Origin of the sequence: Eisenbergiella tayi (assembly GCF_001881565.1) — a bacterium.
Taxonomy (GTDB): Bacteria; Bacillota; Clostridia; order Lachnospirales; family Lachnospiraceae; genus Eisenbergiella; species Eisenbergiella tayi.
Window position 1 is genome coordinate 508,132 of record NZ_MPDJ01000001.1, and the last position, 15,849, is coordinate 523,980.

11 protein-coding genes are annotated in these 15,849 nt (G+C 46.4%); 1 reads left to right on the forward strand and 10 read right to left on the reverse strand.

Features of this window, described 5'->3' with window-relative positions; all coding sequences use genetic code 11:
- Positions 1 to 87: 87 nt before the first annotated feature.
- From BLA28_RS02130 to BLA28_RS02145, 4 genes are all read right to left on the reverse strand, one after another.
- Complete coding sequence (locus BLA28_RS02130; protein ID WP_169897194.1) at positions 88 to 3,585, reverse strand: alpha-L-rhamnosidase; 3,498 nt, start codon at positions 3,583 to 3,585, stop codon at positions 88 to 90.
- Positions 3,586 to 3,740: 155 nt separating this feature from the next.
- Positions 3,741 to 4,628: a carbohydrate ABC transporter permease gene (locus tag BLA28_RS02135; protein WP_069155837.1), complete on the reverse strand. Its 888-nt coding sequence runs from the start codon at positions 4,626 to 4,628 to the stop codon at positions 3,741 to 3,743.
- 16 nt (positions 4,629 to 4,644) lie between these two features.
- Positions 4,645 to 5,595, reverse strand: a complete 951-nt coding sequence (locus BLA28_RS02140) for an ABC transporter permease (RefSeq protein WP_009251082.1) — start codon at positions 5,593 to 5,595, stop codon at positions 4,645 to 4,647.
- A gap of 113 nt (positions 5,596 to 5,708) precedes the next feature.
- Entirely contained in the window at positions 5,709 to 7,208 is a 1,500-nt protein-coding gene (locus BLA28_RS02145) for an ABC transporter substrate-binding protein (RefSeq protein WP_141702855.1), read from the reverse strand.
- Positions 7,209 to 7,689: 481 nt separating this feature from the next.
- Here BLA28_RS02145 and BLA28_RS02150 point away from each other — a divergent pair, with 481 nt between their 5' ends.
- Positions 7,690 to 8,436, forward strand: coding sequence for an ATP-binding protein (locus BLA28_RS02150; protein WP_242880550.1), 747 nt, complete (start codon positions 7,690 to 7,692; stop codon positions 8,434 to 8,436).
- A 64-nt stretch (positions 8,437 to 8,500) separates the two neighbouring features.
- Here BLA28_RS02150 and BLA28_RS02155 read toward each other — a convergent pair whose 3' ends face one another.
- The 6 genes from BLA28_RS02155 to BLA28_RS02180 form a co-directional block, all read right to left on the reverse strand.
- Positions 8,501 to 9,559, reverse strand: coding sequence for a family 43 glycosylhydrolase (locus BLA28_RS02155; RefSeq protein WP_069155839.1), 1,059 nt, complete (start codon positions 9,557 to 9,559; stop codon positions 8,501 to 8,503).
- 10 nt (positions 9,560 to 9,569) lie between these two features.
- On the reverse strand, positions 9,570 to 10,463 hold the full coding sequence (locus tag BLA28_RS02160) for a carbohydrate ABC transporter permease (RefSeq protein WP_069151988.1): 894 nt from the start codon (positions 10,461 to 10,463) through the stop codon (positions 9,570 to 9,572).
- A gap of 12 nt (positions 10,464 to 10,475) precedes the next feature.
- The gene (locus tag BLA28_RS02165; RefSeq protein ID WP_069153376.1) at positions 10,476 to 11,432 is read right to left on the reverse strand and encodes an ABC transporter permease; all 957 of its coding nucleotides are present in this window, start codon (positions 11,430 to 11,432) and stop codon (positions 10,476 to 10,478) included.
- Between the two features lie 86 nt (positions 11,433 to 11,518).
- Positions 11,519 to 13,132 carry an ABC transporter substrate-binding protein gene (locus BLA28_RS02170; protein WP_069155840.1) on the reverse strand — a complete coding sequence of 538 codons (1,614 nt, stop codon included), beginning with the start codon at positions 13,130 to 13,132 and terminating at the stop codon, positions 11,519 to 11,521.
- A gap of 209 nt (positions 13,133 to 13,341) precedes the next feature.
- Positions 13,342 to 14,127, reverse strand: coding sequence for a response regulator transcription factor (locus tag BLA28_RS02175; protein WP_069155841.1), 786 nt, complete (start codon positions 14,125 to 14,127; stop codon positions 13,342 to 13,344).
- Complete coding sequence (locus BLA28_RS02180) at positions 14,105 to 15,772, reverse strand: sensor histidine kinase (RefSeq protein WP_069155842.1); 1,668 nt, start codon at positions 15,770 to 15,772, stop codon at positions 14,105 to 14,107. The genes BLA28_RS02175 and BLA28_RS02180 overlap by 23 nt, the downstream gene beginning before the upstream one ends.
- Positions 15,773 to 15,849: the final 77 nt, after the last annotated feature.

Consider the following 15,849-nt stretch of genomic DNA (forward strand, 5'->3'; position numbering starts at 1 on the left):
TTTATCTTCTGGTTATATTTTATCTGATTCAGCAGACGATTGCTACATACAATTATTTTTTTGCCATACATTTTCAGCATATTTGTCTTAACAGGCAAAACAATAGCTTCCGCTCCCCAGTTCCTTTATCTGTCCGTCAGGAAGAATAAGGGTGGCACCTGTGTTGGGCGGTATTTCACAGGAATAGATCAGAACCCCTTCTTTCTTTTCCCAGCTGCTGCGGATTGTTCCGTACGGGCTGGATACACTTCCTCCGGCATATGTAAGCTCTCCGATGCAGGGCTCCAGGCGGAAATGACTGTAGCCGGGATTTTCTTCCTCCCTGCGTATGCCCAGAATCCATTCATACATCCAGGAGAGTACGCTTCCCAGGGAATAATGGTTAAAAGAGTTCATGGCATTGTAGCCGCCGAAACCCTTTTCCACCGTGTAGGAATCCCAGTGTTCCCATATGCTGGTGGCTCCCTGTGTCACAGGATACAGCCAGGATGGGAAGGCTGTCTGAAGCATCAGCTTATAGGCGTCCTCCGGATAGCCTGCCTTGCTCAGGGCCATATTCAGCAGGCCGGTTCCAAAGAATCCGGTTCCCACCTTATGTCCCAGCTCCCTTGTTTTCCGCATGAGATGGGAAGCGGCCGCCTCCCGGTTATCGGCCACGCCATATTCCAGGGCAAGCACATAAGAGCACTGGGTGTCGCAGAGTTCCCCGTCCATGTTCCTTGTTCTCTGATCCCCCGGGCTGATAAATGTACGGTTCCAGTAATCCTTTACTTCCTCCGCCAGCTTTCCAAAGTCCGCCGCATCCTCCGTCTCACCGATAATTGCCGCCAGTTCCGCCATCAGAGCGGCTTCCCTGTAATAAAAAGCATTCCACATCAGCTGCAGATCCGTTTCCTGAGGGGCAAGCCAGTCGCCCAGCGGGCCGACCACAGATATATCCCCTCTTCCGGGAAGTCCTTTATCCTTCATGTAATCCATATATTTTTTCAGACCCGGGTAAAAAGCGGTAATGGTACGTTTATCCCCGTATTGTCTGTACAGCTCCGCTGTCATGAAAATGGAAGCGCACTCATAGGTTATCCCCCCGAAGCCTCCGCCCACGGGCGCAATTTCCGGAAATTGTCCGTCAGGCTCCTGCAAATCCGCCATCGCCTGTAAATTGCGCTCATAAAACTGCTTCAGGAAACCATTGTGCAGAGCCGTATGGCAGAACACATGGGTATCTCCCGCCCAGCCCATCCTCTCATTTCTCTGAGGACAGTCGGTAGGAATATTGATAAAATTACAGCGCTGTGACCATTTCACATTTTCCACAAAACGATCCAGCAATTCATGGGAGGAATGGAAGCTTCCCTCAAAATCCGTTACAGAGGAATACTGGAGACTTTCCACTTCTTCCGCCTCCGGCGGATTATCGGCGCCGCTTATTTCTATATAACGATAGCCATGGAAGGTAAACCGTGGCTGCCAGATCTCACCGCCTTTTCTCCCGGCACAAATATACACATCGGTGCTGGTGGCATCCCTGTAGTTTTCCACCATAAGCCTTCCCACCAGATTTACGCCGCCTTCCCCTGCCGCATATTCCGGCAGATCCGGGTAGAGCATTTCTCCATACCGGATAACAAGGCGGGTTCCTTCCTTTTCCTGAAAACGGATACGCGGCACACCGGCCATTTCCTGGCCCAGATCATAGATAACAGTATGCGCATCCATAAAGGTACGGCTGCAGGCTTTCCGGCTGTCCACCACATATACCGGGGCATCATAACCGCCCAGAAGCAGGGGCTTTGTCTCATTAACCCCCGGCCAGGCCCGGCCGAATCCCGGAGGCATGGCCCGGTATTCATCGATGGGAACCGGTTCATAAGTCATCGGCTGTTCCCAGCCCGTTTCCGCAAAATCCGCTTTGGAATAGTCTTCATACAGCCCCAGCCTTCTTCCGTCTGTCTGTTCCCCCAGGAAAAATCCGGAATACCGGTAAGGCCCTTCCCCGTAATAGCTCCAGTCCCGCGTATTGGAAACCCGCACCTGTCTGCTGCCGTCATCATAGGTAATTACGATTTTGGCAAAAAAGGCTTCCTTATCTCCCCAGAAATTATAATTCTTCACGGTAAAGGTCTGGGCATCCGACCACCAGCCGGACGCCAGGGTCACTCCCACACAATTGTCCCCTTCCCCTATTTTGTCACTGATGTCATAGGTCTGGTAGTTCAGCCGCCTGTCATACTGGGTATTTCCCGGCGCAAGCAGACGGTCTGTTATATCCTGTCCGTTCACGCGGCATTCATAAATTCCCCGGGAAGTGATATACAGCCTGGCCTGTACTGGTTTTCTGTCCTCCCGTGTACGGATGAGCGTACGAAACATGGGGATGGATGAATGGGAAGGATCTGCCGTAACCTGGGCTGAGCTGAGAGAAAAACAGCTTTCTCCCGATTCCGTTTGGGTAAGACGGATCCCTTCTTTTTTACAAAAGATTCCTTCCCTGCCGTACAGGCCGCCCTCCGGCGTTTCCCGTATGAATTCCGCGGAAGGCGCGCGCATATTCCGGACTGACAGATATTTGAAACAGGCGCTGTCCCCCTCCCCTGCAAAAAAGCCGATCTCGTTCAGCCTGGGATAGGTCAGCACGTCATTATTTCCTCTGGGATTCAGCGTTCTTCCCTTTACCGTCCTGCCGAAGAACTCCTGCTTTGCCACTGCATCCACAAGCACTCCGTCCAGATAGGTAAAGGCATTATTGCCGTCCACTTCTATCCGAAGGCAATGGAAATCATAGGCATTTTCTTCGGTGATAAGAGAAGAATCGCCTGCCTCTGCTTCTCCAGTTCCCTGTGCCGCTGTGCTCTCCTGAGATGAATCCTCCCTTTCAAAAGGAACGAGCGGAACGCTGGCAAAGGGAATGTCTTCCCTGTCTCCGGGTGCATAGCCTGCCCTGTAGATGTCCAAAGTGGGCATTGCATTTCCTGCCGCTTGCCCCTGCGCCGGTTTCCCCGCCAGTGCCTGCAGGTTGATTTCATAGCGGATATAGTTCTCTCCTTCCAGTCCATATTCGTTCTGGTTTTTATCTAGCAGCCGGAAATCATTGGCGCCGAACACCACACCTGCTCTCCGCGAGCCCGGTTCCAGACGCAGCTCCGTCTCTAGGATAAATACCCCTCTGGCCTGTGCGCATACATGAAAACGAGGTGCGGCAATCCACTGTGCGCCTTCCCAGGCATGGTTTATATCCTCCTCTTCTGCCGAAAAGTTAAGCATGCCTGTCTCAAAGCAGGTATCCTCACAGGCGCTGTTTCCTCCGGCATCCCACGCCTGCACCGACACAGAATATACCGTACAGGCTTCCAGTTCTTCTCCGTCATACTCCACCCCTCTGGATTCTCCTGTTTCCAATTTCCCGGAATCCCAGACTATCTTTTCCTGCGCTGCAGGTGTCACCTTTTTTACAAGAATCCTGCAGGCGCTCTGCCTCATGTTCTTTTCTTCGGAAGAAAAGAACCATGAAAAACGAGGACGTTTCTCATCCAGGCCAATGGGGGCCTTCTGGTATTCCACATAAATTTCTTTGATTGCAAAACTCATAATAATATCTCTCCTGTTCGTTTCCATGTTGCCTGTTAACGGGAAAATTTTCCTTATGCTTCTATTATAATTATAAAAAAAAAGACTGCCAGTTTTTCCGGTAACGACTGATGGAGAAAGCACATCATGCTTTCTCCACTAATCATTCGGCTGACCTATCCTTTTACTCCTCCAACAACAATACCTTTCACAAAATATTTCTGGAAGAAAGGATAAATGCACAGTACAGGCAGGATACCGATTACCGCAATCGCCATTCTAATGCCGATACTCGGCAGATTAGCCACATTCACGCTGGATGCCGCGGAAGACTGCCCGCTGGTCAGGAACTGAATGTTTGTAATAATCGTGTTCAATATGGCCTGGATGCTGAACAGCTTATCATCAGTTATGTAATACAGGCTGTTCATCCAGTCGTTCCAGTAACCAAGCCCTATCATTAGAGCCATGGTCGCCATAATCGGCTTTGACAGGGGCGTCACCACCTGGAAAAGAATCCGGTATTCACCGCCGCCGTCGATGCGTGCCGCTTCTATCAGGGCATCCGGAATATTGGCCTGGAAGAAGGAACGCATCATGATAATATAGAAGCCGTTCATGAGAAGCCCGGGAATAATCAGCGCCCACAGGGTATTTTTAATATGAAAGGACTGCGTCCACATCATATAGGTAGGTACCAGGCCGCCGTTAAACAGCATGGTAAAAAATACGAAGAAAGCAAAGAAACCGCGCCACGGAAGCTCTTTTCTGGACAGAGGATAAGCAAACAGTGTCGTCATAAGCACACTCAATGTTGTTCCCAACACGGTTACCAAAATGGTAATTCCATAGCCCTTTATAATCTTCATACTGCTGCTGAACAGATAAACATAGGCATTCATACTGAAAACCTTCGGGATAAAATTGTACCCTTCCCTCATCAGTGTCGCTTCGTCCGTCAAAGAGGAGGACAGCAGAAGGAGAAAAGGTGCAACCGCCGCTGTACAGAGCAGGATAAAAATAATATTTAAAACGATCTGGCCCGTTTTGTTTTTACCAACCATAATCTTTTCTCCTTTCTTAGAATAAAGCGCTGTCTTCATCTACCTTGCGGACGATGAAGTTGGCTGTCAGCACCAGGACGAAGCCCAGTACAGACTGCAGGAAGCCTGCCGCCGACGCACGTCCCACATCATTAAGCTGTGTCAGTCCCTTATAAACAAATACATCGATGGTATCCGTTACCGATGAAAGAAGGCCGGAACGCATCGGTACCTGATAGAACAGGCCGAAATCCGAATAAAACATACGCCCGATGGCAAGAAGTACCATGGTGATAATCGTTCCCTTCAGTCCGGGAAGCGTCACATGCCATACCTGTTTCCACCGGTTGGCTCCGTCCACCGTAGCTGCCTCATAGAGAGAGGAATCAATCCCGATGACTGTAGCGTAATAAAGAATGCTGCTGTACCCAAAGCCCTTCCAGAGGTTTACAATAACCAGAATGAAAGGCCAGTATTTTGTTTCCGTATACCAGCTTATCTTTTCCCCTCCCATTTTCACAAACAGGCTGTTCAGGAATCCGTTGTCCTGGCTCAAAAAGCCATATACGATATAGGATACCACCACCATGGAAATCAGATAGGGGATCAGGATCAATGTCTGATATACCTTTTTATTCATATTTCCTCTTAGGAAATTCAGCATGACCGCAACCGTTACCGCCAGCAGATTTCCAAGAAGAATGAAGGTCAGATTATAGCCAAGGGTATTCCGGACAATATTCAGGGCATCATTTGTCCGGAACAGATAGGTGAAGTTACTGAAGCCGCACCAATCGCTGCCCCAGATTCCTTTACTGTAATTAAAACGCTTAAATGCAATTACCAGACCCGCCATAGGAATATAATTATTGATCAGCAGATAAATAAAACCCGGCAGCATCATGGAAAGCAGCGCCAGCGTCATTTTGTTCCGGCCCTTTTTTTTACTCTTCGTCTGTTTCTTTGCCAACGTAGCCGTTCCAGCCATTTTACTCTTCCTTTCTTAACGCATTTTCCCTGGAAGAGCCATTTTCAGGAAGGGGGATCCTTTGAAAATGGCTCTTATATCTTTTTCCGTATTTCTAAGAACAGGTTTTCTGCTTATTTCTGTGCAAAGAAATCATCCAGCTGTTTCTGTTTTTCTGTCAAAATATCCTGAAGGCCTGCTGCTTCCAGTTCCCCATTTGCCTGTGCGATGGTGGATTCCGGATCTACCGTTCCTGCCAGCAGGGCTTTGTAATACTTATCCATAACATTGCTGCATGCGGAATACTGGTCCACAACGCTGCTGGTGTCAAAGAAGAAGCCATACGCTTTGCTCTTCATGGTATCCTTATTAAACTGGATTAAGTCTTCAAAGAAGGTGGGGCCGTTGTAGTCAATGGGGTTAGACCATCCTGAGTAGGGAGCTATCCAATAAAGGTCTGCCATGCCGTAACCGCAGTCCGCAGCGGTCTTTCCTTCGGGGAAGGAAATAGTTCCGTCATCATTTTTGGTATAGTGCTTGCCTTCAATGCCGTTGTTAAGCAGGACACAGACATCCTTATCCGTATAAAGCATCTGCAGGGCCGTCCAGGCGGCATCTTTATTTTTAGAATTGGCGTTAATGCCGTAGCACAGTTCCGAATATGAATTGGCTACCGACCAGGGTTCAATTACAACGGTACGTACTGCGCCTGCCAGTTCATTATTTGCATAGTTATCAAAGCAGGAAACTGCTTTCTGATTGGCAATGAGCTGGGAACCTGCCTCTGTATTGCTCAGGGCATCCGCCATGATCAGGCCGTCCTGATACCATTTTCTTGTCCAGCCTATGAACTCCTGGAAATCATCCGTATCAAACAGATTCTGAACTTCGGTTCCCTGTCCGCAGTCAGGAATCACACCGATAAATTTTCCGTCTCCCAGACCGTCCCAGGTCCAGCCATTCACCATGGTGTCGCCGGACTGCGGTACCAGTGCATATCTGTCCGGGTATTTTTCGTGAACTTCATGGAGAAAGGCATCGATTTCTTCCAATGACCACTTATGATAGGGTTCGATTCCGAATTCCTCTGCAATCGCCTTATCAATATTGAGGCCGAAACGGTTGCCGAAGTTTCTCAGATTGGGAATGGCATAAATCTGTCCGTCCACTGTAGTTCCTTTTATTTCTTCTTCAGACCATATGGCTTTGAAATCATCCGCTGCCGATGCATAATAATCATCCAGCGGAGCCAGCTGTCCATTTTTTACATAGGTGGTAAGGGGCGTCATAAATGCCGCGATAACGTCCACTTCATCGCCTGTGAGCAGAAGGTTGGACTGCTGCAGCCAGTTTCCCATGGATACAAAGGTGAGATTCAGATGTACTCCGTATTTGGATTCCGCGATTTCATTGATGGCTGTTTCCACTTCCCCCGCATCGGGCATATCATATGCGGTAGGGATACATACATTTACTTCTGTAACGGTTCCGCCCGCTGCTGCGCTTTCACCGCCTGCTGCCGCAGAACCTTCTCCGCCCGCACTTGCCGTGCCGGACCCGCAGGCTGCCAGAGATACCCCCATTACTGCTGCCGTCATGACTGCTGCCGCTTTTTTTAAAAATCTTTTCATCATAATTCCTCCGCTTTTCATAATCCGTTTTCCGTCCGAACCGCATGCTGTCCGCAACATGAATTTTCTTTTGATAATTATATTGTAGTCATTTTACGGGAGACTCTCTATAATTTTTATGATATCCCCTGGCACTTTTGTGACACATATTGTAATGGGTTTTATACTTTTATATAATTATTGTTGCTTTTGTGACACCGGTTTGTGCTTTTATGACATTTATTATATACTACATAAAAAGGCGGTGAAGGCCTTGATAAAGATTTATTTGGATAATTATTGTTATAACAGGCCATTTGACGATCAGACACTTGTAAATGAAATGGGAGGAGTCTCCTCTTAATAAAGGACTTGGTATCAGACCTTTAGGTAAGAAGGCCCAGTGATATTCAAACACCCAGAGATAATGATTCTTCTAAGCTTCGGTTAACGCCAGGGTTTTTATATTTGTACACACATGCCCTCTGCCCTGCACGATGCAGCCATGCAGCTTTACCGTCAGTATTTGATTGTCGGGGGTATGCCAGAATGTGTGATGCAGTTTGCGGAAACAAAAGATTATATTCTTGTGCGGCACACACAGGGCACTATTTTGGCCAGCTATCTCAATGATATGAGTAAATATAATAATATTAATGAAATTAAGAAAACACGGCTTGCCTATGATAACATCACCGTTCAGCTTTCCAGAAAAAATACCCGCTTCCAATACAAGCTAATTAAAAAAGGAGGCAGAGCCTCCGAGTTTGAAAATGCAATCGAATGGCTTTGCCTGTCGGGTATTGTATCACAAGTATATAAGGTAAAACAAATCAAAAAACCTCTTGAAAACTATCGTGATATTGATGCATTTAAAATTTATGTATCCGATTTGGGTTTGCTCTGTGCGAAGAAGGATCTGGCCGCAAATGACATCCTTTACATGACTGATGAGTTAAATGATTTCAAAGGCGGAATGACCGAAAATTATGTCAATGTCCAGCTTAATATTAACGGCTATAAAACTTACTATTGGGAATCAGAGCGCGGAGCTGAGATCGATTTTATCATTCAGCGCGACGGTCATCTTATTCCCATTGAAGTCAAGTCGGCCGACAATACCAGAGCCAAAAGCTTAAGAGTCTATATGGATACCTATAAACCGGCCTATGCAATCAAGCTTTCTTCAAAAAACTTCGGTTTTGAGGATGGTAAAAAGACCGTTCTGCTCTATGCTGCTTTTTGTATTTAAAGTTATTTTTCATATTTTGTCCTGCGATAGCATACCTGCTATCGCAGAACAAAACATATCTCATTTACTCATAATCCTCAATCCGCCACTCATCCTTCCAGTCAATATAAACCATATCTCCCTCAAACCTCAGCGGCAGCCATACATAATCGGCAATAGAGGTATTCCTCATATCCGCATCATCCAGACTGTCATCCCTGTTGTCCATTTCTTCCGGCTTCACATCCCCACCGAAGATTTTTTCAAATACTGCTGCATACTCTTCATATTTTCTATCCATATGTTCGGGAAGCCAGCGATCCGCACAGGCGATATAGAGATCCTTTTTTCCCGGGACCTTAAATATAGAAGAAATCTGGGAATGAAAAGATGTGCTGCTTTCATCATCCGGATGCGGATTACCCAGCACTGTATAGGGTCCGTGCCAGGTATCTGCAACAGCCACCTCGGAAGGATTAGGCAGGTACCCCGTAGTCCCGGAGGTAATAAGATAATGCTTCCCTTTCCGCAGGCAATGAGCTGTCGCTTCCCTTACAAAAGGCGGCTGGGTATGCGGAAAATGTGTGCTGTAATAGCCTGTTACATCCGTATAATCCGCAGTCAGATCCGCACAAATTGTCTCGCTGTGTACCCGTTCAAAATAATAATAAGCCTTCCCGTCCGGCGCAACCGCCAGATCAAAATCTCCTGCGCTCATATTCAGGGGCTTCAGTCCTTCCCGTACTTTGGTATACGGCCCCAGGATATCATCCGCTGTCATAACGGTTTCTGTCTGCGTTCCGTCACGATGCATGATTTTCAGCCATGCTACATATTTTTTAGTTTCTTTATTATAAATGATATGCGGCCTGTCCATCTGGGAAGAGGGATGCAGAGAGGATTCCGGGTCATCCGGTTCCGGCGGAATTATCACCCCGCAGTCCTCCCAGTTATACAAATCCTGAGAAGTATAGCATCTGACTCCCCAATGCCATATGTCATTCTCTCCTGTTGTTTTTTCCTTATTTTCCCCATACCAGTAATAGGTGCCGTCAAGATACATGATGGAACCCCCATGAGCCTGGATCCGGTTTCCGTTTGTGTCCAGCCATACCTGGCCGGGACGAATACTGTTATATTTCATAGTCTTCTCCTTATTCTTTTACGCCTCCCAGCGTAATACCTTTGACGAAATATTTCTGGAAGAAGGGATAAATAATCAAGATGGGCAGGATCCCCACCGTGGCGATGGCCATCCGTACCGTTGTGCTGGGCATCTTGATATTCATGCCTCCTACCGCTGAGGAATTCTGAAGCAGCGCCTGTATATTTTCATTAATATTATTCAGGATGATCTGAATAGTGTACAGATGACCGCCGCCTCTTTCCGTCAGATAATACATACCATTCTGCCAGTCATTCCAGTACATCAGGCCGGTCATCAATCCGATGGTTGCCACAATCGGCAGGCTGAGAGGCATCACGATTTTACAGAAAATACCGAACTCGCCAGCCCCGTCCAGCCTGGCTGCTTCTATCAGGCTTATGGGGATGCTGTTCAGAAAATAATTCCTTACCAGGATAACATTGAAGGCATTCATCATCAATCCGGGCAGAATTAAGGCCCAGACGGTATTCCTTATATGAAAATAATTCACATAGGTATAGTAAGTAGCCACAAGCCCACCATTAAAAAGCATGGTAAAAATAAGCATAAAACTGAGGATTTTCATACCCGGAACTTCTGTCTGGCATATCGCATAAGCAAACAGTGTCGTCACCAGAATACTTGCAGCCGTTCCCACAGCCGTTACCATAATCGTCATAACATAGGCGCGTCCGATAGTATTCCACTGCACCGCTATGTAATGATAGGCATCCAGACTCCATTTCTTCGGGAAAAAGGAAAAGCCGTTGGCCGTTGCCCAGGTATTATCCGTAAAAGATGCAACAATCAGCAGAACAAAAGGTAAAAGGGCCATCAGCGCGAACAGGCCGCATACCAGATGGGCTATCAGCTGGGTCACTAGATTTTCTTTTGATTTCACAAAGGACACCTCCTAAAACAACGCGCTGCCGGATTCGTATTTCTTTACCAGCTTATTAGCGCCGATAATCAGTACGAAGCCTACGATGGACTGATAAACACTGGCTGCACTGGACATACTGTAGTCGTTATTCTTCATCAGCGCCTGATAAATATACACATCCAGGGTTCTGGTTACGGAATACAGGGATCCGCTGTTTCTCGGCATCTGGTAAAACAATCCGAAATCCGAACGGAAGATCTGCCCCACGCTGAGTATAAACAGAGTGATAACCGTAGGTTTGAGAAGAGGAAGAGTAATGCATTTGATTTGCTGCCATTTTGTGGCCCCGTCAATCCTGGCCGCCTCAAAATAATCTACACTGATCCCCACTATGCTGGACAGATATATGATCATACTGTAGCCAATACCCTTCCAGACATTGACGAATACCAGAATAAAGGGCCAGTATTTTTTCTCCTGATACCAGTTGATTCCCGCATGCCCCAGAGGTTCCAGAATACCTTTATTGAACATGCCCGTTTCTGCCGACAAAAAGGTAAAGGCGAGATAACTGACTATAACCCAGCTCATCAGATAAGGAAGCAGAATCAGACTCTGATAAAGTTTTTTTGCTGTTTTTTTACGGATTTCATTAATCAGGATTGCCACAGCGATGGCTGTCACGTTTCCTACCAGGAAAAAAGCTATATTATAGAATATGGTATTTCTGGTAATAATCCATGCATCTGCGGATGCAAAAAGAAACTTGAAATTGTCAAAGCCACACCATGGGCTCCCCCATATTCCTTTCTTAAAATTCAATTTCTTAAACGCAATTACAATCCCGAACATTGGGAGGTAATTGTTTATAATCATATAGATGAAGCCTGGCAGTGCCATCAGATAAAATGGCAGTATTCTTTTCCAGCGGATTTTTTTCCGGGGTGGTTTTGCAGCACCTGTTGCCGATGCTTTCCTTTGACTCATTCTCTTCTCTCCACTCCTTTCCCTTTCCTTCCATTTTCGGAGCCGGCAGGATATCCTCCCGGCTCCCTCTGAATCCAACAGGCTTCCTATTTATTTGCAGCCCATTCATCCAGCTGTTTCTGGTTTTCTTCAATTACCGTATCAATCCCTGCAGCCTTTAATGCTTCCCGGAACTCTGCGAGATTGGTTTCCGGATTCAAAGTACCGCAGTTCACACTGGGAATATACTGCTGAATCACTGCCGTTACTGCAGAATATTCAGTGGATACCTCTTCAATATTAAAGCAGTAGCCCAATGCAGGAGATTTTCTGGAATCCGGAATACTGTCGCTGAATTCACGGATAATGGCATTTTTGTTTATAGGAGAAGGGCTCATCAGCGGCCATGCCAGCCTGTCCCCGTATACTCCATAAGGCTGATAATAAGGAAGCGTGGTCGGATCATCCGCGAGGTATTTAATCAGTGTGCCTTCCTCATTTTCTTCCAGCACCTCATAATCCTGCCCTTCGATTCCATACTGCAGAAGCCATGCTGCTTCATCATGTTCATAAATGTAATTCAAAGCCTCCACAGCCTTTACTTTATCCACAGTCGTAATAGGAACACTCCAGAGAATATTCTGGAAACGATCACCTGCAGTATAACCGTCAATAATCTTCAACGTCGTTAAATCCATCCCAACCTTAGCTTCCGTATCCCAGATACCGCCTGGTGTACTCCATGCAAAATATCCCAGATAATTGCCGCCTGCAACAAGGATATCCCTGTCCTCCGTATTCGTAGCCGCATCCTTGGATATATATCCCTTCTGTGCCCAGTCATACATCCGGTTCGCATAATCTTCGTAATCCTGTGTTTCATATACATTAGATATGGTCATATTCTTGAAATCCTTATTAAGCATAAGGAATCCCGATGCCGAGGTAGCTCCCAGCTTATCATATTCAAATGCATTTCTGGAAAGAGGTTCTTCTGAAGTAGCTTCCGGAATCAGACAGAAGAAGTTATCGCCTTCTCCTGCTTTCACATCAGAGAAAATCTTTTCTATTTCATCCAGTGTATAGAATTTATTTTCATCCACTGTGACTCCATACTTATCCAGAAGATCCTGGCGTGCCACATAACCATAGGATTCACCCTGAATATAAGCATTCGGCATTCCATAAAGCTCACCGTTATAATAGCCCCCGGACATTGCGGAACCGCACTTTTTCAAAATAGCCGCGCCATGCTCGTCAATCACATCATCCAGTGTTTCAATCAGTCCGTTACTCACCAGGTTGCCCACGCCAGTTCCTACTGAAAGGCAGAGATCCAACTGTTCTCCGGAAGAAACCGTCAGAACGGTTTCATTTGCCATATTGCTGAAGGATACGGGCTCCAGTGTTACATGAACACCGATATCCGGTTCCATCATGGCATTCAATGCATCTTCCACTGCCTGGAAACCGGAATTTGTACTTCCCATAGAAGGCCACTGCCAGATAATTTCCGTCAGTTCACCATCATAGGCTTCCTTGACCGCCTCCGAACTTTCCCCGCCTGCCTGCTCCGTTCCCGCAGCAGCCTCATCTCCTGCTGGTTCCGCATTCCCCTGAGCAGAAGAGCTTCCCTGAGCCGCAGAATTTCCCTGACAGCCGGTAAGGCCGGTAAGGACTACCGCCATACTTAACATAACCGCCAACGCTTTCTTTTTCATACTTTACCTCCTTATATATTTTGTCTGTTTTGATGGTCTCATTGTACTTTTATATGTATGTTTTTACCATAATCACATCAAACCTGGGTATTACTTTTTCAAACCTTTTAGGCAAAAATAAAAGTTTCCATACTTTGCATTGACATCGCATGGAAACTTTTTATTATACAGAGAATGGATGGAGCCTGTGATTGATGCAGGGTTCCGCCCTACTCCTTCTCCTGATACCTGGTAGGCGGGCATCCATAATACTTTTTAAACATATTATGAAAATTAGTATAATGGGAATACCCAACTTTTTCAGCCACCTCATTGGCATTATAATCCCCCAGTTCCAAAAGTGACGCCGCCATCTTCATCCGTTCATTAATGATAAACTGGCTGACGGAAACACCCTTTTCTTTTTTGAACAGACGGTTGAGATAGACCGGATGAAAATAAAACCGTTCTGCTAACCCGTTCACTCCCAGCTCGCAATCCCCAAGGTTTTTAATGATATACGCACTGATTTCCTCCACCATTTCCTTCGGACATTTTTTCTTTCCCTGTTTTTCATTTTCCTGCAGTACCTGTTCCTGCAGCATATATTTTCCATATTCCTGATATCTCGCCGCTTCCCGCGTTTTGGTGAGACGCTGTACCACACGCTGAATCACTTCACCGATTTCTTCATATTTGGCAGGAATCAGGATATAATCCTGGCAGCCCAGGCAGATAGCCTCCCTTGCATATGCAAAGCTGGCATGGCAGGTGAGGAAAACACATTCGATATCCTTCTTGTTTTCCCTCACCCAGCGCAGCAGTGCCAGGCCGTTTTCACCCGGCATTTCAATATCGCAGAGCATGATATCCACCGGATTGTTTCTGATACATTCTTTCCCGGCTTCCACATCATAAGCTGTATATACCTGTTCAATTCCGTACTTTTCCCAGGGAATCTCCTCCTTCATGGTTTCTGCTGTCAGCACTTCATCATTCACCATCAAAAGCCGCATCCTGCACCTCCAAATCATAAGGAAACTGTATCGTCACACAGGTTCCCATCCCAACATCCGCACTGATTAAAATATCCGCCGTTTCCCCATAAAAATACCTGAGCCTTTTTAAGGAATTCACAAATCCGATATGTTCGCCGTCTATATTTCCGTTGCGCATCCGTTTGTCCAGGTTTTTCACTTCTTCCTCTGACATTCCTGCTCCGTCATCCATAATCATGAATGTAACAATTCCGTCAATATACTGTCCCAGCAGGGATATATGGGTTATCTGTCCCTGCTTCACTGCATATTTCACTATGTTCTCCACAAAATTATGGAGCAGAAGAGGCGGTACGCGCACGAAGGAAATCTCAGGGTCATACTCATACCTCACTTCTATGCTGTCCGGATAGCGTACCTCCGCCATACGGATATAGCCTTCTATCAGCTTCTGTTCTTTCGGAAACAGTTCCAGGCTTTTGCCGCTGCGGAAAATATAGCGGAAGTACTCGGACAGATAAATAACAATATCCTGAATAGCGCCTGTTTCCTTACGCTGGGCCAGCGTATAAACCAGGTTAAAAGTATTCAGCAGAAAATGGGGATGGATCTGAAGCTGCAGATTTTTCAATTCCATTTTCTGGCGATCCAGCTCTTTCTCATAATTTTCTATTTTCAGCGTCTTAATCTGATCCGCCATCTGGTTAAAGGATAAAAAAGAGTAACTGTATTCAATAGAATTGGCTTTTTCCTGAATCCGATAATCCAAATCGCCCTCCTGCAGCCGCTTATGTGCCTGATTTACCAGACGGAGCGGATTCAAAAGGAGATTGGATATTACCAGATATAAAACAGGAATCAACAGAAGCGCAATAAAGGTTCCCGCACGCAATACCATGTAAAAAACAGAGATCCCACCCAGGATTTCACTTCTGCTCAGGCTTCCGTTCAGGAACGCCTTCCCTTTTTTCAAAGGCAGAGATATGGCAATCACGTCTTTGTCCGGCGGTACCGCGGCATCGGCAGCAAAAGAAAAGCTGGCCTGCTTGTACTGCACATCTTCCGACAGCTGTTCAGCGACATCATCCAGATATATCCAGCCGCCGTAGATAATCTCCCTGAGTTTCACGAACATGCATAAAAGCGGCCTCCCGTCCACCAGATACACATTCCAGCCCGAGTTGATACCTTTTTCCATCTCAGAAAGTACAAAATCCTCACCATTAATTTTGCCTGCTCCGGTAATATCCCATACCAGTGTGTCTTCCACCTCAGGCATATGAAAAAAATAACCGTCCGCACCGTCCACCATACGCATGTTATTCAGGAACTTATGATAAAACCGTATTCTGGCTCCCAGATACTGCTCATCACCTTTCTGACCTGCCAGTATGGTTCCGTCCGTATCCTCGTTTTTCATATTCCACAAAAGATAGCCCGTATCCTCCATCCGGTGCAGCAGCTCGGTATTATAATTTTCCATAACGCTGGTTACCGATAAGGCCGCCTGTTCGGTCATGGCTTCTATAGCCGCGTGGCTGAGGACAATAGCCAGGATATTCAGCGGAAGCACCAGAATCAGAATGATCAGGACTACTTTGGTGGAAATAGACTGCATCAGATGGAATGCTATATGTCCGGCTTTCTTTATTTTTTGTTTCACTTTCCGCCCCCCTTTCTCCCTTTTTTCAGTGTAATCGGATTCTTAAGGAAATGCAATATATGGGAATACAGCTGCAG